The organism is Nocardioides salarius, assembly GCF_016907435.1.
GTDB lineage: Bacteria > Actinomycetota > Actinomycetes > Propionibacteriales > Nocardioidaceae > Nocardioides > Nocardioides salarius.
The window spans coordinates 3,387,010-3,409,726 of record NZ_JAFBBZ010000001.1 but is presented as its reverse complement, the minus strand read 5'-3'; the positions used below and the strand labels follow the sequence as shown (position 1 = coordinate 3,409,726).

Annotated in this window: 17 protein-coding genes; 3 read left to right on the top strand and 14 right to left on the bottom strand. The window is 75.3% G+C overall.

All coding sequences use genetic code 11. The features are described 5' to 3' along the window. Positions 1–70: 70 nt before the first annotated feature. Positions 71–1,135, top strand: a complete 1,065-nt coding sequence (gene rfbG / locus JOE61_RS16340) for a CDP-glucose 4,6-dehydratase (RefSeq protein ID WP_193667209.1) — start codon at positions 71–73, stop codon at positions 1,133–1,135. A 10-nt stretch (positions 1,136–1,145) separates the two neighbouring features. Here rfbG and JOE61_RS16335 read toward each other — a convergent pair whose 3' ends face one another. Continuing rightward, on the bottom strand, positions 1,146–2,492 hold the full coding sequence (locus tag JOE61_RS16335) for a glutamate-1-semialdehyde 2,1-aminomutase (protein ID WP_193667208.1): 1,347 nt from the start codon (positions 2,490–2,492) through the stop codon (positions 1,146–1,148). Beyond that, positions 2,489–3,148 (bottom strand): PIG-L deacetylase family protein, encoded by a 660-nt coding sequence (locus JOE61_RS16330; RefSeq protein ID WP_193667207.1) that lies wholly within the window; start codon positions 3,146–3,148, stop codon positions 2,489–2,491. Before JOE61_RS16330 ends, JOE61_RS16335 begins: the two co-directional genes overlap by 4 nt. A gap of 153 nt (positions 3,149–3,301) precedes the next feature. Between JOE61_RS16330 and JOE61_RS21815 the strand changes: the two genes are divergently transcribed. Continuing rightward, positions 3,302–4,888 (top strand): right-handed parallel beta-helix repeat-containing protein, encoded by a 1,587-nt coding sequence (locus JOE61_RS21815; RefSeq protein ID WP_204797263.1) that lies wholly within the window; start codon positions 3,302–3,304, stop codon positions 4,886–4,888. 538 nt (positions 4,889–5,426) lie between these two features. Here the strand turns inward: JOE61_RS21815 and JOE61_RS16320 are convergent. Both JOE61_RS16320 and JOE61_RS16315 read right to left on the bottom strand, forming a co-directional pair. Then, positions 5,427–6,245: a sugar phosphate nucleotidyltransferase gene (locus JOE61_RS16320; protein ID WP_193667206.1), complete on the bottom strand. Its 819-nt coding sequence runs from the start codon at positions 6,243–6,245 to the stop codon at positions 5,427–5,429. A 15-nt stretch (positions 6,246–6,260) separates the two neighbouring features. Next, positions 6,261–7,505: a class I SAM-dependent methyltransferase gene (locus tag JOE61_RS16315; RefSeq protein ID WP_193667205.1), complete on the bottom strand. Its 1,245-nt coding sequence runs from the start codon at positions 7,503–7,505 to the stop codon at positions 6,261–6,263. A 137-nt stretch (positions 7,506–7,642) separates the two neighbouring features. On the opposite strand from JOE61_RS16315, the gene rfbC reads away from it, so the two are divergent. Continuing rightward, positions 7,643–8,206 (top strand): dTDP-4-dehydrorhamnose 3,5-epimerase, encoded by a 564-nt coding sequence (gene rfbC / locus JOE61_RS16310; RefSeq protein ID WP_193667204.1) that lies wholly within the window; start codon positions 7,643–7,645, stop codon positions 8,204–8,206. Here rfbC and JOE61_RS16305 read toward each other — a convergent pair. The 10 genes from JOE61_RS16305 to JOE61_RS16260 are packed head-to-tail and all read right to left on the bottom strand — an operon-like array spanning position 8,160 to position 22,711. Further along, a complete protein-coding gene (locus JOE61_RS16305; protein ID WP_193667203.1) occupies positions 8,160–9,401 on the bottom strand; it encodes a glycosyltransferase family 4 protein in 1,242 nt (413 codons plus the stop codon). The two genes, rfbC and JOE61_RS16305, sit on opposite strands and share 47 nt — an antisense overlap. Beyond that, entirely contained in the window at positions 9,391–10,713 is a 1,323-nt protein-coding gene (locus JOE61_RS16300) for an MATE family efflux transporter (RefSeq protein WP_193667202.1), read from the bottom strand. Before JOE61_RS16300 ends, JOE61_RS16305 begins: the two co-directional genes overlap by 11 nt. Next, the gene (locus tag JOE61_RS16295; protein ID WP_193667201.1) at positions 10,710–11,894 is read right to left on the bottom strand and encodes a polysaccharide pyruvyl transferase family protein; all 1,185 of its coding nucleotides are present in this window, start codon (positions 11,892–11,894) and stop codon (positions 10,710–10,712) included. The genes JOE61_RS16300 and JOE61_RS16295 overlap by 4 nt, the downstream gene beginning before the upstream one ends. Next, positions 11,891–12,877, bottom strand: a complete 987-nt coding sequence (locus JOE61_RS16290) for a glycosyltransferase family 2 protein (RefSeq protein WP_193667200.1) — start codon at positions 12,875–12,877, stop codon at positions 11,891–11,893. The genes JOE61_RS16295 and JOE61_RS16290 overlap by 4 nt, the downstream gene beginning before the upstream one ends. 3 nt (positions 12,878–12,880) lie before the next feature. Beyond that, positions 12,881–14,143, bottom strand: coding sequence for a glycosyltransferase (locus JOE61_RS16285; RefSeq protein ID WP_193667199.1), 1,263 nt, complete (start codon positions 14,141–14,143; stop codon positions 12,881–12,883). After that, entirely contained in the window at positions 14,140–15,360 is a 1,221-nt protein-coding gene (locus JOE61_RS16280) for an O-antigen ligase domain-containing protein (RefSeq protein WP_193667198.1), read from the bottom strand. The genes JOE61_RS16285 and JOE61_RS16280 overlap by 4 nt, the downstream gene beginning before the upstream one ends. Further along, positions 15,357–16,916: a YveK family protein gene (locus tag JOE61_RS16275; RefSeq protein WP_193667197.1), complete on the bottom strand. Its 1,560-nt coding sequence runs from the start codon at positions 16,914–16,916 to the stop codon at positions 15,357–15,359. The genes JOE61_RS16280 and JOE61_RS16275 overlap by 4 nt, the downstream gene beginning before the upstream one ends. Before the next feature lie 17 nt (positions 16,917–16,933). Beyond that, positions 16,934–18,526, bottom strand: a complete 1,593-nt coding sequence (locus tag JOE61_RS16270) for a Wzz/FepE/Etk N-terminal domain-containing protein (protein WP_193667196.1) — start codon at positions 18,524–18,526, stop codon at positions 16,934–16,936. Beyond that, positions 18,519–20,579 (bottom strand): alginate lyase family protein, encoded by a 2,061-nt coding sequence (locus JOE61_RS16265; protein WP_193667195.1) that lies wholly within the window; start codon positions 20,577–20,579, stop codon positions 18,519–18,521. Before JOE61_RS16265 ends, JOE61_RS16270 begins: the two co-directional genes overlap by 8 nt. Further along, complete coding sequence (locus JOE61_RS16260; protein ID WP_193667194.1) at positions 20,576–22,711, bottom strand: bi-domain-containing oxidoreductase; 2,136 nt, start codon at positions 22,709–22,711, stop codon at positions 20,576–20,578. Before JOE61_RS16260 ends, JOE61_RS16265 begins: the two co-directional genes overlap by 4 nt. Positions 22,712–22,717: the final 6 nt, after the last annotated feature.

Genomic DNA, 22,717 nt, shown 5'->3' with positions numbered 1-22,717 from the left:
CTACCCACAACTGGGTACCGCTGCGCGGAGCGGCCCGTCCGTCCCCGCGGGGGCACTAGCGTCACCGGCCATGGACCCAGCCCACTGGAGGGACCGGGACGTCCTGGTCACCGGACACACCGGCTTCAAGGGCGCCTGGCTGAGCCGGCTGCTGCACCGCATGGGTGCGCGGGTGCACGGCTACGCCCTGGCGACCCCCGAGCACTTCCTGCACACGCGGGCCCGCTGCGCCGACGACCTCGTCGACGACCGGGTGGGCGACATCCGCGACCGCGACCGGCTCACCGCCGCCGTCGAGGCCTCGGGCGCCGACACGGTGCTGCACCTCGCGGCCCAGTCGGTGGTGCGCGAGTCCTACCGCGACCCGCGCGAGACGTTCTCGAGCAACGTCGACGGCACCCTGGCGGTCCTCGAGGCCGTGCTCGCGGTGCCGCGGGTGCGCAGCTGCGTGGTCGTGACCACCGACAAGGTCTACCGCAACAACGAGTGGCACTGGGGCTACCGGGAGAGCGAGCCGCTGGGCGGCGACGACCCCTACAGCGCCAGCAAGGCCTGCGCCGAGCTGCTGACCCACTCGATGGTCGCCTCGTTCCCGCGCGAGGGGCTCGGCGTGGCCACCGCCCGTGCCGGCAACGTGGTCGGCGGCGGCGACGCCACCCCCGACGCGCTGCTGCCCGAGCTGGTCGCACGCTTCGCGGCCGGGGAGCCGGCGCGGCTGCGCCGACCCGACGCCGTACGCCCCTGGCAGCACGTGCTCGAGCCGCTCAGCGGCTACCTGACCGTCGCCGAGCACCTGCCCGGGCGCGCCCACGACCGGGGGTGGAACTTCGGCCCGTCGAGCGCCGACACCCTCAGCGTCGCCGACGTCGCCGGCCTGATGGCGCGGCAGTGGGGCGAGGGCGCGCGCTGGGAGGCCACCGGCGACCCGGGCCCCCACGAGGCCGGCCTGCTGGCGCTCGACTCGACGCTGGCGCGTACCGAGCTCGGGTGGCACCCCGTGCTCAGCGCCCCGGAGGCGGTCCGGATCACCGTCGACTGGGAGAAGTCGGTGCGCGCCGGCGAGCCACCGCGCGAGGCGGTCGACCGCCAGGTCGAGTGCTACCTCGAGCGGCACGCCGAGACCCGGCGCTCCTGAGGCGGCCGGCTCAGAGCCGGCGGGGGGCCGCCACCGGGCGCAGGGCCGGCGCCACCGGGCGCCCGACCAGCAGGCCCTCGACGCCGCCCTGCTCGAGCGCCCGGGCGTAGACCGGCAGCGCCTGGCGCACCGCGTGGGCGGTCAGGTCGAGGTCGTCGTCGGTGTGCGCCGCCGAGACCACGAACGACTGGCCCAGCACGCCGTGGCGCAGCAGCTCCTGCAGGAAGAGCGTGCGCATCGCCTGGCACGGACGGCCTTGGCCGTCGAGGGTCGCGAAGACCATCGAGGTCGGACGCCCGTGCAGCTGCACGTGCTGCTCGAGCCCCGCGTCCGCGACCTCGTCGCGCACGGCGCCGGCCAGCCGGGCGCCCCGCTCGGTCATCGTGGCCACCACGTCGTGGTGCTCGTACTCGTCGGCGACCGCCAGGTACGCCGCCAGCCCGCCGGTCTCCGCGCCGTGGGTGGTGGAGACCAGGAAGACCCGCTCCGCGTCGGTGCGCAGCCCACCCAGCTCCATCAGCTCGCGCCGCCCGGCCAGCGCCGCGATCGGGAACCCGTTGCCCAGCGCCTTGCCCCAGCACGACAGGTCGGGGCGCACCCCGTAGACGTGCTGGGCCCCGTGGCGCGACCAGCGCATCCCGCAGATGATCTCGTCGAAGACCAGCACGAACCCGTCCTCGTCGGCCAGGCGTCGTACGCCCTCGAGGAAGCCGGGGGCCGGCTCGGCGGTCGCGGAGGCCGGTTCCATCACCACCGCCGCGACCCGGCCGGGGTGCTCGGCGAGCAGCGCCCGCAGCGAGTCGAGGTCGTTGTAGTCGAAGCCGACGGTGTCGCCGCGGTAGGCGGGCGGCACCCCGTGCGGCATCGCGGTCGAGCCGATGAACCAGTCGTCGGTGGAGAAGAAGGGCTGGGTGCGGCAGACGGCCACGAGCGGGCGCCCGGTCGCGGCCCGTGCCAGGCGCACCGCCGCGGTCGTGACGTCCGAGCCGTTCTTGGCGAACTTGACCATGTCGGCTCCGGGCACCTGCTCGACGAAGCGCTCCGCGGCCCGCAGCTCCCACACCGAGGGCCGGGTGAAGCTGACCCCGTCGCGCACGGCCCGGCAGACCGCGGCGACCACGGGGGCGAATCCGTGGCCCAGCGTCACCGAGCGCAGGCCCATGCCGTACTCCACGAAGATGTTGCCGTCGAGGTCCTCGACCCGCGCCCCGGAGCCCCGCACGATCACCGGCGGCATCTGCTCGGGGTACTGGTCGCTGCCGCGGGCGTAGGTGTGCGCCCCGCCGGGCACCAGCTCGTGCAGGCGCGCCTGCGCGCGCAGCGACCGGGAGAAGTCCGGGTCCGCCGGGCCGCTCACGAGCCCGCTCCCCCGCGTGCGCCGTCGAGGCCGACCAGGACCTTCGAGGACGAGAAGCCCTCGGCGTACCTGGCGCGGCACTCGACGCCGCGCAGGCGCATCAGGCCCAGGAACGTCTCCTCGTCCCACCAGTCGCGCCCGTGCTGGCTGGGGAAGGAGGCGTCGAGGACGGCGAACTTGCGGCGCGCGGTCTCCTCGTCGAGGGCCACGTAGTGGGTGGGCGGGCGCAGGTCGGCGTCCCACTTGGGGATCTCGTAGTGCAGCACCAGGGCGTCGCGCCAGGTCGTGGCCACCAGCTCGCCCACGATCCGGTGGTCCTGGTGGGCGTCGTCGGCGCGCGGCGCCAGCACGACGTGCGGGCGGTGGGTGGCCGCGAGGTCCTCGAGCGCCTGCTTGACCGCCCCCCAGTGCTCCGGGAGCCGTCCGTCGGGCAGCCCGGCGCAGTGCAGGCGGGTGCCGGGGCACAGCCGCTCCAGCGCCGCCTCCGACTCGCCGACGCGCTCGGGCGTGCCGGTGAGCACGAGCGCGGTGACCGAGGTCTGCGGCCGGCTCGCCAGGCGCAGCAACGTGCCCCCGCACCCGATCTCGATGTCGTCCGGGTGCGCACCCAGGCACACCACCTCCAGCGCCCCAGCGCCGATCCCCAGCTCCAGCACGTCGGTCCCCCTCACCGTCGCCACGCGGCCGTCGTGGCGATCCTGCGCGTCGGCGGGGCGGCGTGGGCTCCTGGTGCGCAGACCTCCCCGATATGCGGTAGATCGGCCACCAGGGGTCGCCCGGGGGACGGGCGGCGGTCCTACCGTGGCCGGGTGCCCCCAGGTCCGAGCCCCCGCCCCCGCCCCCGCCTCCTGCTGGGCTGGGCAGGGCTCGCCGTGGTGCTGGTCGCCTCGCTGGCAGCGCTGCGCACGTCGTCGCTCGGCGCCGCCGACCCCGCGACCGGCGGGCCGGTGGGCGGTCCCGGGGCCGAGCCGCAGGCACGCGCCGAGGCCCCCGACGACGCACCGGCAGCGATCTGCGGCTCGCCGAGGCTCGACGGCCCGGCCGAGCCGCCGGAGGGCGCCGTGGTGGTCCGGGACTCCGACGACCTGCCACTGGTGGTCAGCGAGTCGCCGCCCGGCACGACCTTCTGGCTCGCACCCGGTCGGCACCGCCTCGGCGAGACGGCGTACGACTCGGTGCGCCCGCACGACGGCGACACCTTCGTCGGCGCGCCCGGTGCGGTGCTCGACGGCGACGGCACCAACCTCTACGCCTTCACCGGCCAGGCCAGCGACGTGACGGTGCGCCACCTGACCGTCGAGGGCTTCGGCGGCCGGCTCGACAACCGCAACCAGGGCGTCGTCAACCACGACAGCGCCCCCGGGTGGCTGGTCGAGCACAGCACCTTGCGCCGCAACGGCGGGGCCGGGGTCTTCCTCGGCGACGGCGCGGTGGTGCGACACAACTGCCTGACCGAGAACGGCCAGTACGGCTTCAGCGCCTACTCCCCGACCGGTCCGCAGGACGTGGTGCTGCACCACAACGAGATCAGCCACAACAACACCGCCGACTGGGAGAAGCGCATCCCGACCTGCGGGTGCACCGGCGGGGGCAAGTTCTGGGCCACGACCGGCGCCGAGATCACCGACAACTGGGTGCACCACAACACCGGCCCGGGACTGTGGGCCGACAACAACAACACCGGCTTCACCATCGAGGGCAACCTGGTCGAGCACAACGACTCCGAGGGCCTGGTCTACGAGACCAGCTACAACGCCTCGATCGTGGGCAACACCTTCATCGGCAACGGCACCGTCAAGGGCCCGCGCAACCCCGGCTTCCCGACCCCGGCGGTCTACGTCTCCGAGTCCGGGGCCGACCCGCGCGCGGGGCGGCTGCACGGCGAGGCGCTGGTGGTGGCCGGCAACCGCTTCATCGACAACTGGGGCGGGGTGGCGATCTGGGAGAACGCCGACCGCTACGCCGGCTCGCCGGCCAACCCCACCCAGGACACCACCCTGGTCAACCCGGAGGTCGCCACCTTCGAGGCCTGCGCCGACCCCGACCTGATCGCCGAGGACCCCTACTTCGACGACTGCCGCTGGAAGTCCCAGCACGTGCACGTGCACGACAACCTCTTCCAGCTCGACCCCGAGCAGCTGGGCCCCGAGTGCACCGAGGAGAACATCTGCGGGGTGAGCGGCATCTTCTCCAACTGGGGCACCTTCCCGCCGCACTCGCCCTTCCAGGGCACTCTCGTGGAGAACGCGGTGACCCTCGAGCAGGACAACCGCTTCTGGGACAACACCTACCGCGGCCCCTGGCTCTTCATGGCCCTCGAGGCCGGCACCTTCGTGACCTGGAACCAGTGGCGCAGCGAGCCCTACCTCCAGGACGCCGGCAGCAGCACCCAGTAGCCGACCCGGCCCACATGGCCCGCTGACCCGGCCCAGACTTCGCGCTGACCCGGCCTGGACTTCGCGTCGAGCCGGCGCAGATCTCCGCGCGTGCGGCGTACGACGATCAAGGCCGCGGGCACCGAGCTTGCGCCAGGAGCCCGGACGCGGACATGTGGATCCCGGCCCACTCGAAGGGAAGTTCGGGCCGACTCGACAAGAAGTTCAGGCCGACTCGGCCCAGGACTTCGCGCTGACCCGGCCCGAACCTCGCCTCGAGCCGGCGCAGATCTCCGCGCGTGCGGCGTACGACGACCAGCGCCGTGCCGCGCTGGCGTTGCGCCAGGAGCCGGGCCGGGGACATGTGGATCTCGGCCGGCTCGACGAGAAGTTCGGGCCGGCTCGGCAGAAGCCACCACGCCGCCCCGGAGCAGATCCCCTCCGTTGCGCCGTCGTACGACGCTCGGTGCACCCTCGTGCACCTCGTGCACCGGGGCTCGCCCCCGGCGCCCGGGGTCACCGAAGATCCCGGCCGGGTCAGCGCGAGATCTGGGCCGGGTCAGAGGGCGACGGGGGTGACGGGGGTGCCGGGCTGGACGGGGTGGTCGCGCCACAGCGCCCAGGGGCTGATCCCGTGGCGGTACTTCTCCTCCAGGGCGGTGCGCTCCTTGAGGGTGTCCATGGGGGCCCAGAAGCCGTCGTAGCGCACCGCGCGCACCCGGCCGTCGCGAGCAGCGCGCACGCACCCGTCCATCACCAGGTCGTCGCCCTCCTCGAGGTAGTCGAAGATGCCTTGGCTCAGCACGAAGTAGCCACCGTTGATGCACAGCGACATGTCGGCGACCGGTACCAGCCCCGAGACCTGCCCGGCGCCGTCGACGTCGACGACGTGGAAGGAGTCCTGCGGCTTGACGGCCAGCATCTGCGCCACGGCGTCGGTCTGCTCGAACTGGGCCACCAGCTCGTCCATGGGCGCGTCGGTGAGCACGTCGCCGTAGTTGGCCAGGAAGACGCCGTCGCCCTCGAGGTGCGGGCGCACCCGGCGCAGCCGCTCGCCGATCGCGGTGTCCATGCCGGTGTCGATGAAGCGGATCGTCCAGTCGCTGATGTCGGTGCCGAGCATCTCGATGTAGGAGCCGCCCTTGGTGAGCACGAAGTCGTTGGAGGCGGTCTCCTGGTAGTTCAGGAAGTAGTCCTTGACCGCCTGCGCGCCGTGGCCCAGGCACAGCACGAAGTCGGTGTGCCCGAAGTAGGCGTAGTAGCGCATCACGTGCCAGAGCACCGGCCGGCTGCCGATCGGCATCATCGGCTTGGGCAGGGACTGGTTGTCGGCGCGCATGCGCATCCCCAGGCCACCGCAGAACAGGACCACCTTCATGTCGTACTCCTCTCGTCAGGCCGGTCCGGCCTGGAAGACCTCGAGGCGCGGCAGGGCCACGACCAGCTGGCCGCCCCACCCGCCCACGTAGTCGAGCTGGGCCGTGATCTCCTTGCGGAGGTTCCACGGCATGATCACCACGAAGTCGGGGCGGGCCTGGGCCAGCGCCTCGACCGGCAGCACCGGGATGTGGGTGCCGGGCAGGAACCTGCCGTGCTTGTGGGGGTTGCGGTCGACCGCGAAGGACAGCAGGTCGGCGCGCACGCCGCAGTGGTTGAGCAGGGTGTTGCCCTTGCCGGGTGCGCCGTACGCCGCCACGCTGCGGCCCTGCCGGCGGCACTCGACGAGGAACTCCACGAAGTCGTCGCGCACCTCGGCGACCGAGGCGGCGAAGCCGGCGTGCCCCTCGAGCGTGTGCAGCCCCGCCCGGGCCTCGTCGGCCAGCACCCGGGCCACCGCCTCCGACGGCTCGGGCGCGGTCTCGGTGCGCGCCGACCAGGTGCGCAGCGATCCGCCGTGGGTGGGCAGCTCCTCGACGTCGACGACGCTCAGGCCGGCCGCGGCCAGCACCCGCTGCGTGGTCAGCAGCGAGAGGTAGGAGTAGTGCTCGTGGTAGATCGTGTCGAACTCACGGCCCTCGACCAGCCGCAGCAGGTGCGGGATCTCGATGCTGACCCGCCCGTCGTCGGCGACCAGCTCGCGCATCCCGCGGCTGAAGTCGACGATGTCGGGCACGTGGGCGAAGACGTTGTTGGCCACGACCAGGTCGGCGCGCCCGTGCACGTCGGCGATCTTGCGGCCGGTCTCCTGACCCAGGAAGAGCACCTCGGTGGGGACCCCGCGCTCCTCGGCCGCCACGGCCACGTTGGCCGCCGGCTCGATGCCCAGCGAGCGGATGCCGCGGGCCACGGTGTGCTGGAGCAGGTAGCCGTCGTTGCTGGCCACCTCGACGACGAACGAGTCGCCGCCCAGGCCGAGCCGCTCGACGGCGGTCTCGACGAAGCGCTCGCAGTGGCGCACCCACGAGTCGGAGTAGGACGAGAAGTAGGCGTAGTCGCTGAAGATGTCCTCGGCCGGGATGTAGGCGGGCAGCTGGACCAGCAGGCACTCGTCGCAGACCCGCACGTGCAGCGGGTAGAACACCTCCCCGTGGTCGAGGTCCTCCTCGGCCAGGTAGCTCTCGCACGGCGGGGACATCCCCAGGTCCACGAAGGTGGTCCTCAGGTCGGCCCCGCACAGCCGGCAGCTGCGTCGTCCCATGCTCGTCCTCCTCGTCTCTGGAGCCACCAGCGTGGGCCCGCGACGAGGCCTGCGAGCCGACGAGGCGCCCGATTACCCCAATTTCGTGAGGTCGCCGCCCGACGGGCGGGAGAGGGTCGGGCCAGGAGGTGGGGAGCATGCAGGTACGACGCACCCGGATCGCCGGGGTGCTGGTCGTGGAGCCCGAGCCGGTGCCCGACGAGCGCGGCTGGTTCGCGCGCACCTTCGACGCCGACGTCGCGCGCGAGCACGGCGTGCGCGCCGAGGACTTCGTGCAGGACAGCGTCTCGCGCTCGCACCGCGGCGTGGTGCGCGGCCTGCACGTGCGCACCGGGGCCGGCGAGGCCAAGCTGGTGCGCTGCTCGCGCGGGGCCCTGTACGACGTCGTGGTCGACCTGCGCGTCGGCTCGCCGACGTACGGCGAGTGGGAGGGCTTCGAGCTCACCGAGGAGTCGCAGCGCTCGGTCTACATCCCCGCGGGCTGCGCGCACGGGTTCCAGGCCCTGCGCGAGCCGTCGGACACCTCCTACCGCATCGACCGCCGCCACGACCCGGCCGCGTCGCTGGCGATCGCCCACGACGACCCCGACATCGCGGTGGCGTGGCCGCTGCCGGTGACCCTGCTCTCGGCGAACGACCGGGCGGCGCCCCCGCTCAGCGAGGTGCGCCACCTGCTGGGGCCGGCGCCGGCCGAGCGCTGAGCGACCCGAGGAAGTCGAGCAGCCGGGGCACCACGACCTGGGTGCCGAGCTCGTCGGCGGCGCGGGCCGCCCCGGCCCGGCCCATCCGTCGCCGGGTGTCGTGGTCGTCGAGCAGGTCGAGCAGGAGGTCGGTGGCCGCGGCGACGTCGTCGAGCGGCCAGTGCCGGCCCTCGACCCCGTCGCGCACCACCTCGGGGATGCCGCCCACGGCGCCCGCGACGACGGGCAGCCCGGCCCGCATCGCCTCGGCGAGCGCGATGCCGAAGGACTCGGTGAGCGCGGCGTGGCAGTAGACGCGGTGCCCGGCCAGCCAGGCGGGCACGTCGGTGCGGTGCCCCACGAGGCGGACGTCGCGCTCGACGCCCAGCGCCCGCGCGCGCCGCTCGAGCCCACGGCGCTGGGGACCGTCGCCGACCACGGTGAGCGTGCAGGGGCGTCCGCGCCGGCGGGCCTCGGCCAGCACCTCGAGCAGGTAGCCCTGGTTCTTGCGGGGCTCGACCGAGCCCACGGTGACCAGGTCGCGCAGCGGTCCCGCCGGGTCAGGGCTCGCCGGGTCGGCGCCCGCCGGGTCGGGGAGCGCCGGCAGGGCCGGCACCGCGTTGGGCACCACCACCGACGGCACGCGGGCGGCCGCGGGCACGCGGGCCAGGCAGTCGCGGCGCGCCGCCTCGGAGACGAAGACCAGGCCGTCGAGGCGCGGCAGCACCCGGGCCTCGAGCTCGCGCACGGCGCGGAAGACCCGCCCGCCACGCCTGATCTCCCCCTTGCCGGCCCACTCGTCGGCCTCGGAGACGTTGAAGTGGGCGGCCATCACCACCGGTTCCGCGCCGCCCGCGCGCTCGCGCACGGTGAGCGCCGCCAGGGCGGACCCGGGGCACTGCGCGTAGACGACGGGGGGCCGCCGGCCGGCCCGGGCGGTGGCCAGCGCCGGACCGAGCGCGGCGCGCAGGTACGCCGTGTGCCAGTGCCGGTACCACCACACCCCGGCCGCGCCCGAGACCGGCTGCAGCGCCAGCCGCACCGCGAAGACCGGCCGCACCAGCGGCGAGGCGGCGTCGAAGGGGCTGACCACCCGCACCGGCCGGCCGGTCGCCTCGAGGTGCTCGACCACGGTGCGCACGTGGGTCTGGACGCCGCTGCCGCCCTCGCGGCGCATCACCGTGGCCACCACGACCTCCGGCGCGTCAGACGACACGGCTCTCGATCTCCTCGGGCTCGACCAGCGCGGTGGCCGGCGGCAGCGGCAGCGCCGCCCGCGCGGCGTGGTCGAGGGCCAGCCACCACGCGACGGCTCCCAGGCAGGAGGCGGCGGCGGTGCCCCACACCATCCCGACCGCCCCGCCCGCGGCCGCGCCGGCGGTGCCGAGCACGGCGTACGTCGAGGTCACCAGCGCCTGCATGCGCAGCGTCAGGTCGGCGCGGCCCAGGGCGCGCAGCCCCGCCGACGGCCCGACGTGCAGGCAGCCCGCGGTGGCGCCGAGGACCACCGCCGGCAGCAGCGAGTGGGCGCTGGGCCAGACCTCGCCGAGCAGGCGCTCCCCCAGGCCGTGGGGCAGCACGACGAAGACGAGGCCGCCCCACAGCAGCGCCACCGCGGCCAGCCCGCCGCTCAGGGCGCGGCAGAGCCGCTCGAGCGAGGCGCGGCCGTTGGCGCGGGCCCGGACCGCCTCCGGCACCGCCACCTGCGAGATCCCCATCAGCAGGCTGGCCACCGGCCCGATCAGCATCTCCGCGCCACGCACGGCGCCCAGCGCGCCGAGCCCGGCGACGGCCGCGACGACGAGGACGGTGACCTGCTGGCCCACCCCGAGCGTCACGTTCTCGCCCAGGAAGCGGGTGCCGAGGTCGTGGTGCTCGCGCCACCACCACAGGACCCGTCGCGGGTCGGGCAGGGTGCGGGCCCGCCAGGCCGCGAACGCGGCGGAGATCCCGGCGCTGGCGCCGAAGGCCACGACGGCCCACGCGATGCCGTCGAGCCCCAGCGGCGCCCCCAGCGGGAGCAGCAGGACCAGCGAGACCGCCCAGACCATGTCGGTGGCACAGGCCGCGGCGCCGCGCCCGGCGGCGAAGAAGGCGTAGCGGTAGCTGTCCTGCAGCGCCAGCAGCGGCAGGCAGGGGGCCAGCGCGGTGAAGGCTGTCCCGCCCTCGCCGCTGACCCAGCGGGTCAGCACGGCGCCGCCACCCAGGCAGGCCGCGCCGGCGACCAGGCCCACCACCGTGGCGGTGGCGGTGGCCGCGGCGCTCGACGAGCGCCAGGTGCGGGGCTCGGTGCCGGTGTAGCGCACCATCAGCGGGTCGGTGGCCAGCCCCCGGGCGGCCTGCAGCACGATCGCGTAGGTCACCAGCACCAGCCCCAGCGCGCCGAGGCTCTGGGCGCCCAGGGTGGTGGCCACGAACACCCCGAGCACGAAGTTCTTGACGCTCGAGACCCCCTGGTCGGCGACCCCCCAGCCCAGCCGGCCCACGGTGCGCAGCAGGGCCGCGCGCCCGACCGGCACGCCGCTCATGCGACCACCTCGCTGCCGGCGCCCAGCACCCTCGCGGCCACCTCGTCGAAGTGCCGCTCGAAGACCGGGGCCAGCTCGTCGAGGCGCCGCTCGAGGCGGGCGCGCAGGGCCTCGCGGTCGCGGTGCACCTCGTCGACGTGGTCCACCAGCCTCGCCGCGTCGAGGCCGCGCAGGTCGTGGCACAGCTCCTCGACCCCCATCAGGGCCATCAGGTCGCGGTGCTTGGGCGCGTAGCACAGCGCCACGACCGGGGTCGCGCTGCGCAGCGCCCCGACCACGTTGTGGTAGCGCGCGGCCACCACCACCTCGACCGACGCGACCGCCTCGACCAGCTCGTCCGGGGTCGTGGGCACCAGCAGCCGCACCCGCTCGTCGCGGGCCCCGGCCACCAGGGCCCGGGCCACCGGCACGTCGTCGCCGTCACCGACCAGCACGCTGACGTCGTAGCCGCGCTCGAGCAGCCGCTCGACCACGCGCCCCATCTCGGCGACGTACGCCGCGTGCAGGCGCTCGGCCTGCGCGCGCTCACCGTTGCTGCCGGACCAGGCCATCACCCCGAGTCCGACGCTGCGCGGCCTCGCCCCCGGTCCCGCCGGCACCGGCAGGGCCAGGACCACGTCGGGGAAGACCCCGTCGTCGGTGCGCAGGCCCATCCGCCGCAGGTCGTCGCGGGAGCGCTCGTCGCGGAAGGAGCGGTAGTGCGCCAGGCGGGCGGCACCCACCAGCATCCGACGCTGGACCGGCTCGGGCACCGCCCCGGCCCCGACGCCCACGAGGGCCACCCGGGTGCGCCAGAGCCGTCCGCTGGCGGCCATCACCAGCAGGGTCCAGGGCATCTGCCAGGCACGCTCGTGCAGCGTCGACTCCAGCGTGCCCATGCCGGGCACGAGCACGACGTCGTGCTGGCGCACCCACCGCCCGATGCGGACGGCGTCGACCCCGAGCCCGGCGAGCACCCGCCAGGCGGTGGGCCCGCGCAGGGCGCGGTGCAGCTCGACGGCGGGCAGGTCGTAGCGCTCGCGCACGACCTCGGGTCCCGAGCACATGGCGTCGAGCACGGCGTCGGGACGACGCGAGCGCACCAGGCCCAGCACCACCTCGAGGCTGGCGTCGTTGCCCAGGTTGCCGGCGCCCAGCCGGCCCAGGAACCCGACGCGCAGGCGGCGGTCGGCCTGGCTCACGGCCGGGCCCCCTGCCCCGCCACGACCCGGCTCGCCAGGTCGCGGCGCTGCGGCACGACGTCGTACTCCTCGGCCGGCACGCCGGGGTCGGCGCCGCCGATGCGCCGCCCCGCCCGCGAGGCCGCCCACCGCGCCAGGTGGCGCACGCAGGCCCGCTTCTCCGCAGGGCTCAGCGCCGAGCGCTGCACCGCGCCTAGGTAGCCGGTGAACATCTCCCCCACCAGCCGCACGGTCGGGTTGCGCAGCCGGTCGGCGCGCCGCGGGTCGAGCGAGGCGCACCACGAGCGCACGGTCGCCTCGTCGTGCGAGAGCCGGCCGCCGTGGTGGCGACGGAAGTAGAGCCAGTCGGGCACCTGCACGAAGCGCCCCTGCAGGACCAGCTCGCTGACGAAGACGTGGTCGGCGCGGTAGAAGCTGCCGTGCGGGCGGACCCGCCTGAGCACGTCGGCGCGCACCAACCCGTAGAAGTCGTCGGCCCGGATCGCCCCGGGCATCCGGTCGCCGTCGAGGAGCATGCTGCGAAAGCGCCGGGAGGGCCGGCGCGAGTTGGTCAGCAGCGGGTACTCGTGGGCCTGCACCACGGCGCCCGTCTCGTCGACGGCGGCGGTCCACGAGTGGGCCAGCACGGCGTCGGGGTGGGCGTCGAGCAGGCGCACGCACTGCTCGACCAGGTCGACGGCGTAGAGGTCGTCGGCCGAGGCCCACTTGAAGAGCTCGCCGCGGGCGCGCCGCAGGACGACGTCGTGGTTGGCCGCGGCTCCCAGGTTGGTCTCCAGCCGTTCGAAGCGCACCCGGGGGTCACTGGCGGCGCGCTCGCGCACGAGGTCGTCGGTGTCGTCGGTCGAGGCGTTGCTGGACACGACGACCTCGAGGTCCTCGAAGCTCTGCCCGAGCAGCGCGTCGAGGGACTGGGCGAGGTAGTCGGCGCCGTTGTAGACGGGCAGCCCGATGCTCACGCGGGGCGCGGGCGGTGACCCGGTCACGGCTCAACCCTCCGTCGCCGGCGCGCGGCTGGTGGTGCGAGGGGCGCTGGCGGGACGAGTGGCATGGGAGGTCCTTCCTGCCGGGTGGGCGATGGCGTACCGGTAGATCGAGAGGAGCTGCTCGAGGTTGCGCTCGCGCGAGAACCGGCGACGCGAGGTGGCGCGGGCCCGTTCGCCGACCTCGAGGAGGGCGCCGGGGTCGCGGTCGGCGCGGCCCAGCACGCGGGCCAGGTCGGCGGCGCTGCCGGGCTCGAAGAGCACGCCGTCCCAGCCGTCGCGCACGAGCTCGGGGAAGGAGCCACGTGCGGGCGCCACCGGCACCGACCCGTGGGCCATGGCCTCGACGGCCACCAGGCCGAAGACCTCCTCCCACGCCGAGGGCACCACCGCCAGGAGGGCGCGGTCGAGCAGCGCGCCGACGCCCGACGGGTCGAGCGTGCCGACCATCCGCACCCGCTCGCGCCCGGCGGCCCAGTCGCGCACGAGTCCCTCGAGGGGGCCGCCGCCGGCGATCACCAGCCGCAGCCGCGAACCCGGGGCGCTGCGCTCGTGGTGCTCCCAGGCGGCCATCGTCAGCCGGATCCCCTTGGCCTCGTCGAGGCGGCCCAGGTGGGCCACGAGGTGCTCGCGCGGCACCGGCGAGACCTCGGCGCGGTCGACGAAGTTGGGCTTGACGAAGACCCGCTCCTCGGGCAGCGCCAGACCCTGCAGCAGCGCGCGCTGCGAGTCGCTGATCAGCAGGTACGCCGACACCAGCTGCTGCCACAGCCGCCGGTTGAGCACCAGCCCGGCCGCGACCGGCAGCGTCGCCGCGTGCGAGGCCCGGTAGCAGCCGTGGCGCAGGGCGGGCGCGACCTGCCCGTCGGCGCAGTCGTGGCAGGGCGCCCCGTCGCGGTAGAAGTCACCGCTGGCGCACAGCAGCTTGTAGTTGTGCACGGTGGCGACCGCCGGCACGCCCGCGTCGTGGCAGGCCAGCAGCACCGAGGGGCTGAGCAGCGGGAAGGTGTTGTGCACGTGCACGACGTCGGGCCGCTCGCGCTCCAGGTAGCCCGTCAGGTCGGAGCGCACGGGACCGTTGCGCACGCTGTGCATCGCCAGCAGCGCCCGGCGCCGGGCCGGCCAGTCGGCGATGTCGTCGCTGTGCCGCTCGTAGGTGCGCACGTCGTGGCCGGCCGCGCGCAGCATCCGCACCTCCTGGTCGACCACGCGGTTCTCGCCGCTCGGCGCGACCGAGCGGTAGCGGCCGTGCACCACCACGACCCTCATGGCTGCCTCGCCCGCCAGCCGGGCACCAGCAGCGACGCGGCGACGGTCAGGTCGAGCAGGTAGACCGACGGGGCGCCCAGCCCGGTCTCGGTGACCGAGGCGACCGTGCAGTAGGCGACCAGGAAGAGGGCGATGGCCCGCTCGGGCCCGGGCCGGTGCACGACCGCCATCAGCAGCAGCAGGAGCAGCACCGCGGCCTGCACCCCGACGCCCAGCCAGCCCTGGTCGACGTACGTCGCCACCCAGCTGCTGTCGATGGGCAGCCCGCCGAAGGACTGGTCGGACAGGCCCCAGCCGAAGAGGTCCTCGATCCACGGCCGCTCGAGGTCGGCGACCGCGCTCCACACGTCGGTGCGGCCGGTCAGCTTGTTGGCCTCGTCGGCCGACTGCCCGCGCAGCAGCCACACGGTCAGCGGCGAGATGAACAGCGCCGCCCCGATCGCACCGCCGCCGCCGGCGACCATCAGCGTGCGCCGCACCCGCACGTGGCCCATCAGCAGGCTCAGGGAGGCCACCACGAGACCGACGAGCACCCCGATCACGGCGGTGCGGGTGTGCGTGGCGAGCAGCGGCAGCAGCGAGAGCAGCACCATCAGCCCGGCCCGCACACCGCCGACCAGCCGGCACATCCACAGCAGCAGCGAGGTGCCGAGCAGGACCGCGGCGTAGTGCGCGACCTGGGTGGGCGGGATCGGCCAGACCACCCCGGCCAGGCGGTCCTGGAAGGCGAAGGCCAGCCCGGGGGCCACCAGCGCCCCGGCGTAGACGGTCGCCATCACCACCGCCAGGGCCGTGCGGTGCATCCGCAGCAGCAGCATGTCGCGCCGCCCGAACCAGGTGCTCAGCAGCCACAGCACGGTCACGAAGAGCACCATCCGCCCGGCCCGGAAGGTCGCGGAGAGGAAGAACTCGGAGTAGAGGCTGGCCGCGCTGGCACCGATGGCCAGCACCGTCAGCAGCAGCAGGAAGACCTGCGGGCGCACCACGCCACCGGGGTTGACCACCAGGGCCAGGAGCAGTGCCACCAGCACCGCCCCCTGGGTCAGCGCCGAGCCGGCCAGGGTCGGCAGCGGCACCACGGTGGCGGTGTCGGCGTAGGTCAGCACGTTGAGCAGCAGCGCGCCCCAGGCGAGGCCGACCAGCGTCCGTTGACGCCGTCCCAGGCGCGGGTCCGGTGCGAGGGGGCCGGCGGAGGGCCCCGCCAGGACCGTGCTCACCGGCCCCACCGGCCCGGCAGCAGCGAGCGGCTCGACCGGGTGTCCTCGTCGTCGACGGGCGCCAGCCCCAGGCTGTCGTCGGCGGCGTCGGCGCCCACGAGCACCGCCTCGGCGGGCTCCAGGCCGGCGGCCCGGGCCAGCTCGGCGGTGGTGCGCAGCCGCTCGGCGGTCGAGCCACCGGCGCTGACCACGACCACCAGGCGCTCGGCGCGGGCGGCGACGTGGTCGAGACCGACGGCCGGGTCGATGTCGACCACGACCAGCACCAGGTCGGAGGCCGACTCGGCCTCGGTCACCGTGGACGCCGACAGCTCGGCCCCCGGCAGCGGCCCGACCGAGCGCGAGGGCACCCCGTCGGGGCGCAGCACCACCGGCCTGGTCCCGTCGCCGCTCCACAGCCCGGCGACCGCGTGCCCCACCCGGCCGCGCTCGGTCAGGTCGACCACCAGCACCCGGTTGCCCGCCCGGGCCCGGTCCACCGCCAGGGCCGCGGCGAGCACCGTGGTCTCGGGTCCGTTCTCGACCGCGCCGACCGCCCACCGCACCGGTGCGCGGCCCTCCCCGGCCGGACCCGGGGCCACCAGCCCCGACACGCTGGCCACCGCCCGCTCCAGCGACGTACGCCGCCGGGCCGGGACCGCGGCCCCGCGCCAGACCCGCGTCGGCACCCGGCCCACGCTGCAGCACACCCGCGTGCCCAGGGCCATCGCGATCTCCTCGCGGCGCCGCACCCGCTGCGAGAGCAGTGCGCCGAGCAGCACCCAGCCGGCGCCCACGGACCCGCCGGCCACGAGCCCCGCCGTGGTGTCGAGGGCGAGGCTGCGCACCAGCGAGCGGCCGGCGAGCACGGCGGTGGGGTCGAGCACGTGGCTCGCCCCCGCGACCGCCCCCGCGACGATGCGGGTGCGCTCGATCTCCTGCTCCAGCTCGCTGATCTGCGCGTCGACCTGGGCGCGCCGGGTGAGCACCTCGGCCGCCTCGGCCCGGCCCCGGGGGCCGCTGCCGCTGAGCACGTCGTACTGCGCCGTGAGCGTGGTGGCCTCGCTGCGCAGGGCCTCGACCCGGATCCGGTAGCGGTCGGTGCGGGCAGCGGTCTGCACCTCCATGGTCTCGTTGCGGAAGTCCAGGAACGTGGTGGCCACCGCCTCGGTGCGCCGTCGTGCCTCGTCGGCGTCGGGACCCTCGACCTCGAGCTGGAGCACCGTGGTCGTCTCGACGCTGGCCAGGATCGAGGCCTGCATCTGCTCGGAGGTCAGGTCGATGCCGAGCTCGTCGACCACCCGCTCGGCCACCGTGCGGGTGCGCAGCAGGCTCACGTCGGTGTTCATCGCCATCGTCGGGTCCGCGCCGTCGGGGTGCGCCAGCAGCAGCGTCACGCTCGCGGCGCTGCGCGTCGGCAGCGCCAGCGCGACGGCCGCCCCCAGCAGCACGCCGGCCAGGGCGCAGCCGGCCCAGACCCTCCAGCGCCGGCGCAGCGCGCGCCGCAGGAAGTGCAGGCTCACGACCGCGGGCGCCACCTCCGCGAGCTCGGGGTCCTCCGACTGCTCGTCGTCCACCGGCCAGGCTGACGTCCTCACTGCGCACCTCCCTCGTGCCCGTTGCGCGCCACGCTGCCCAGCCGGGGCCGGCCGAGCCTCTCCCCCGGCACCGTGCCGGTCAGGCGCACCGGAAGCTGCGGCTCACGCAGCCGCTCCGGCTGCAGCCGGCGCCCGGTCGTGCGGTCGAGACGGTCGGGGTCGAGCACGACCGCGCCCTGGACCCCCACCCCGGCCTCGTCGAGGCTGACGGCCAGCCGCGCCAGGTCGGCGGCGGTGGCGGTGCCGGCGCTCACGGCCACCACCCCTACGCAGCCGGACGGCAGGTCGGGCCGCTCGGGGCGGGTGCGGTCGAGCACCACCATCAGCACCCGCAGGTCGTCGGGCTCGCCCTCGTGCAGCGGTCGGTTGACCCACAGGTGCCCACGCAGCTCGTGCTCGGGGTGCACCCTCGCGCAGGCGGCCCACAGCGCCGCCGAGGAGTCGTGGCCGTGCTGGGGCACCAGGCGGGTGCGCAGCCCCACCGACGCGGCGTACGTCGCCAGCTGCGGCCCGAGCGCCAGCGCGGCCGCGTCGTCGGACAGGGTCACCACCACGACGTCGACGGCAGGCTCCTCCGACGCGCCTGCGTGGGCGCGGGTCAGCGTGCCGGCGGGCAGCACCTCGCGCAGCACCTGGCGCAGCGACCACGCGTCCACCGGACCCGGGACGTAGCGGCCCAGCAGGGTGCGCCAGGCGGAGACGTTGCGCGCGGGGCGCGAGGAGACCGAGGCCACCACGGTGCTGCCGAGCGCGTCGGCGATCTCGTCGCGGTAGCGCAGGCGCCGGTCGCGGCGCTCGGAGACCAGCAGCGCCAGGCCCACGAGCAGCAGCAGCGCGGCGGCCCCGGCCAGCCCGTGCAGGGTGCGCCCGAGCAGCAGCCCCGGCCTGGTCGCGGGCGAGGCGTCCTCGATCAGCGAGGCGGTGTCGCGTCCGACGTCGGCGGAGGCGGCCTCCGCGACCTGGTCGGCCTGCAGCACGAGCGAGGCCTGCTGGGCGGTGAGCTGGGCCAGCGCCGCCGTCAGCGCCTTCTCGGCCACGGAGCCGAAGGTCTCCGCGTCGCGTCGCCGGGTGGTCTCCTCGATGTCGCGCTCGACGGTGCGCAGGGTGGCCCGCAGGGTCGCCAGCCGGGTCTCCCGTCCGGCGCGCGCCGCGTCGCGCAGCCGGGCGGCCGCGCTCGAGACGTAGCGCAGCTCGGCGGCCGCGGCCGCGGCCGCGAGCTCCTGGGCCTGCTCGGGCTCCTCGGCGCGGGCGGTGAAGCGCAGCACGTCGGGTGTCGCGGCACTGACCTCGACGGCCTCCTGCACCTCGGTGAGGCCCATCGCCGGGGTGACCCGGCGCCCGGCCTCGCCGAGCACCAGGTCGCTCGAGGCGACCCGCACCTGGGTGCCGGAGTCACGCTCGGCGGCGCCGACCCCCGACTCCGACGACGGAGGCAGCAGCACCATGGTGGTGCTGGTCCACAGCGGGGGGCGCCACACCGCCAGTGCGACGCCGGCGACCGCGCCGACCAGCAGCGCCACCGTCAGCAGGAAGGCGTGGCGGCGCAGCACGGTCCAGGTCGCCTTCAGGTCCAGGCTCTGCTCAGACATCGGTGCTCCCCCTCCGGCACGAGGCCTCGCCCGGGACCTCGACGTCGAGCACGACCAGGGTCCGCAGCAGCGCGCGCGAGCGCAGCTCGCCCCGGCCCACGAGCGTCGTGGTGGGCCGCCGTCGCCCCAGCCCCTCGGCCCACCAGCCCAGGGGCGGATCCTCCTCGCCGCGGTGCCGGGTCCAGACGAGCTCGGGAGGCAGGTGCATCAGTGCCGTCACCGTGCGCGGCTGCGCCCCGTCCACCGCCGGCCGGGTCCAGCTCAGGCGGGCCAGCGAGCCGTGCAGGGACAGGTCGACCTCGGGGCCGAGGTGCCAGGCCATCCGGAACCCGTGCGCGCGCCCGGACCTCAGCTCGTCGACGACCTGCAGGGCGCCGGAGCCGCGGTCGAGGCGGACGGTGCGGGCGTGGCGCAGCCCCGGGTCGAGGCGGGCGTAGCCCGTGTGGTGGGCCGACCAGAGCTGCACGTCGAGGTCGCCGACCTCGGCGCGGTCCAGGTAGGTCCGGGCGTGCTGGGTCCACAGGAAGGGCCCGCCGCTGGTGGACTGGTCGCAGCCGTCCACCTCGACGGTGTTGTGCGCCAGCGTGGAGCGGAAGTAGTCGCGCCAGCGGGCCTCGCCGTGGTAGCTGTACGTGCCCGGGTCGCTGAGGACCTCGACCCCGTCGTGGCGCAGCTCCACCGACAGCGCGTCGGCGTGCGCGTGGGCGGCCAGCGACCCGAAGCCGTGCGGGCCGCTGTCGCAGCGGCACCAGATCTCGGGCTGGGAGCCGGCCGGCGTGCGCAGGAGCGCCACCCCCGCGTCCTCGAAGAGGTCGGGGCGCCGCTGCGGCCGGGGGCGGTCCCCGGCCACGGGGCCGGCGGCCGCGAGCAGGGCGGAGACGAGGACGGAGACGACCCCGCCGCGACGCCGCGGCCACCACGGCTGCGCACCCACGAGCGCCTGCCCGAGGCCGAGCAGCTGCTCCCACGGGTCCTCGGCGGCGTCGGCCACCAGCAGGGCGCGTCCCTCGTCGCCGTCGCCGTTGCGGGGCGGACGGCCCTCGACGTCGAGCAGCGCGGCGGCGGCGTCGAGCCCGGCCGTGACCAGGTCGGGGTCGGGGCCGTCCTCGGGGTGCCCGCAGGAGCGCGCCTCGACCAGCCCGAGCGCGGCGAGCTCGCACACGAACCGGTGGTAGTCGGCCGCCTGCTCGCGGTTGAGCCCGCTGGGGAACGTGTTCGCCTGCAGGTGCCGGCGCAGCAGCCGGCCGGACTCCACCCGCCACCGCTCGCTCTCCTCGAACCACGGGAACGCGCAGGCCGCGACCAGTCGTCCGCAGGTCTCGGCCACGGCATGGTTGTTGGCCGAGCTGCCCCGGCTCGGGAAGCCGCGCAGCATCTCCTGGTGCCAGCGCAGCTGGGCCAGGGCGGTCTCGTCCTGCTCGAAGAGCCCCTCGACCCCGGTCCAGTCGTCGAGCAGGCGCCGGATCCAGGCCCACGAGACCAGGCGCAGGCCCAGCTCGATGCCGCTGGTCCAGTGCACGCCGCGCAGCACCGGGTTGGCCGCCCACCACGAGCGCAGCTGGGCTGCCGCGGCCACGGCGTACTCCTCCTCGCCGGTCAGCCAGTAGGCCGCCGCCAGCACGGTGACGTGCTGGTGGCGCGAGGGCTCCCACACCTGCTTGACGTCGCCGGTGACGGTGGGGTCGCGGTGGTCGACGCGGAAGGCCAGCACGTCGTGGGGCGCGCGGATGCCGGACACCGGGTCGAGGAACCAGTCGGGGTCGCGCAGGTCGGTGCGCTCACGGCCCAGCACGCTCCAGCGCCCGGCGAGCAGCCGGTCCGCGGCCGAGGTCAGGGCGGCGGCGTCGTGGGGCAGCACCCGCTCGACCGCCGAGGCCGGCACGGGCGTGGTGAAGCCGCGCTGGGGCAGCAGGCCGGGCACGGGTGCACCGGGCCGCTGTGCGAGCGTGTGCACCGCGACCGCTCGACGGGCCTCGTCCCCGACGCGCTGGGCGACCTCGCGGGTGCTCATCCGCGTCAGGCGGCGGGCGTACCAGGACAGGGGTGTGCTCATCGTGCCGCCTCCAGGGTGGTCCGGGTGGTGCTCACCAGCGACGCCGTGTCGATCGGCATCGGTCCGCCCGTGCGGACCGCGGTGACGAACGCCGCCACGGCGGCGCGGTGCCCCTTGTCGGGTCCGGTGCGCGAGCGCCGGGACTGCCGCCCTCGCTCGGACCACACCGTGGAGCGGACGAAGTTGTCGAGGTGGGCGCTGCGCCCTCCCCCGAGCACGTCGAGGCTCTCCTTGCCGCAGCGGCGCGACCCGCCGGTGGCGTAGGTGAGCGTGGCCAGCGAGCCGCCGGTGAAGCGCAGCACCAGGCTCACGTCGTCGCCCGCGCCGTGCTGGGCGCAGAGCGCCACCGGGTCCTCGCCGGTCCAGGCGCTGAGCAGGTCGATGAAGTGCCCGCCCTCGCCGACGAACCGCGAGCCCTCGGCCTCGTCGAGGTACCAGCTGCTCGCTCCCAGCCGCCCGGCGTTGACCAGGTAGCGCAGCGCCACCGGCTCGCCGACGTCGCCGAAACGGCGCCGGAGGTCGACGAAGCTGGGTGCGAAGCGCCGGTTGAAGCCGACCATCAGGCGGTCGTTCCCGGTGCGTGCCATCGTCTCCTCGACGCGCGCCAGCTCCTCGTGGGTGATCGCCAGCGGCTTCTCGACGTAGACGGCCTTGCCGCTCTCGAGGGCCGCGCAGACCAGGTCGGCGTGCGTGCGGTGCCGGGTGGCGACGAGCACGGCGTCGAGGTCGTCGTCCTCGATCACCGCGCGGGCGTCGGTGCCGGCCGAGCCGAAGCCGAAGGCACGCTGGGCGTTGATGCTCGACAGCGAGCTCGCGGTGGCGACCCTGACCAGGTCGACGTCGTCGGCCGCGGCCAGGCCGGGCAGCAGCATCGCCGAGGCGTGGCTGCCGGCGCCGATGACGCCCAGGCGCACCGCGCCGTCGCGGGCCCGGGGGACCCTGGTGGCGCGACCGGGGCCCGTGGTCCCGGAGGCACCGAGGGCGTCGGGTCGTGCCTGGTCACGAGCCGGGTAGGACAGCAGGTGGCCGACCCCGGTGATGGCTCCGGTGCGCAGCCGCTCGTAGACCTGCGGCGCCTCGGTGACCGGGTGGCTGCTCGAGACCAGCGCGGAGACGTCGAGGGCGCCGTCGGCCAGCAGGGCCAGGAAGCAGGCGATGTTGCGCTCCTCGGTCCAGCGCACGTAGCCCAGGGGGTAGTCCACGCCGTCGAGCTCGTAGCGGTCGTCGTAGCGGCCCGGGCCGTAGGAGCGCGAGAACCGGACGTCGAGCTCCTTCTCGTAGTAGGCGTTCCACGGCAGGTCGAGCCGGGTCTTGCCGATGTCGACCACGCAGGCCCGGTCGCGCGCCAGGCGCGCGGCGAGCTCGACCGGCTCGTTGCTGGCGCCCCCCGCGGCCAGGAAGACGTGGTCGGCGCCCCCGGGCGCGCCCGCCCGCAGCAGCGCCTCGAGGCGGGCGACACCCGCCGGGTCGGGTCCGGCGCAGCCCACGGCGCCACCGTCCTCGGCGGTGCGGCAGCGCTCCTCGACGGTGTCCAGGCCCACGACCCGCACCCCGGCGCCCACCAGCAGGCGCACCAGCAGCTGGCCGACCAGCCCCAGCCCGATGACGCAGGCGGTCTCCCCCAGCGCCACCTCGGCCCGGCGCAGCGCCTGCATCGCGATGGCGCCCACGGTGGAGAAGGCGGCGTGCTCGGCCAGCACCCCGTCGGGCACCCGCACGCACAGGTTGCGCGGCACCCAGTTGACCTCGGCGTGCAGCGCGAACTCGTTGCCGGCGGCGGCGACCAGGTCGCCGACCTCGAAGCCGTGCACCCCCTCGCCCACCTCGACCACCACGCCGCACAGCGAGTAGCCCAGGGGGGTCCACGAGTCGAGGCGCTGACGCGTCTTGCGGTAGGTCGCCACCGCACCGTTCTGGGCGACGGCGTCGAGCACCTGGCGCACCTGGTCGGGTCGGTGCCGCGCCTTCGACAGCAGCGACATCCGGGCCTCGGAGACCTTCATCATCTCCGTGCCGGTCGAGATCAGCGAGTACGACGAGCGCACCAGCACCCCGCCGGGCCGGCACGACGGCACGGGTGCCTCGAGCACCGCGAGCTCACCGGTGCTGTAGTTCTGGGCCACGTGCCACATCCGCGT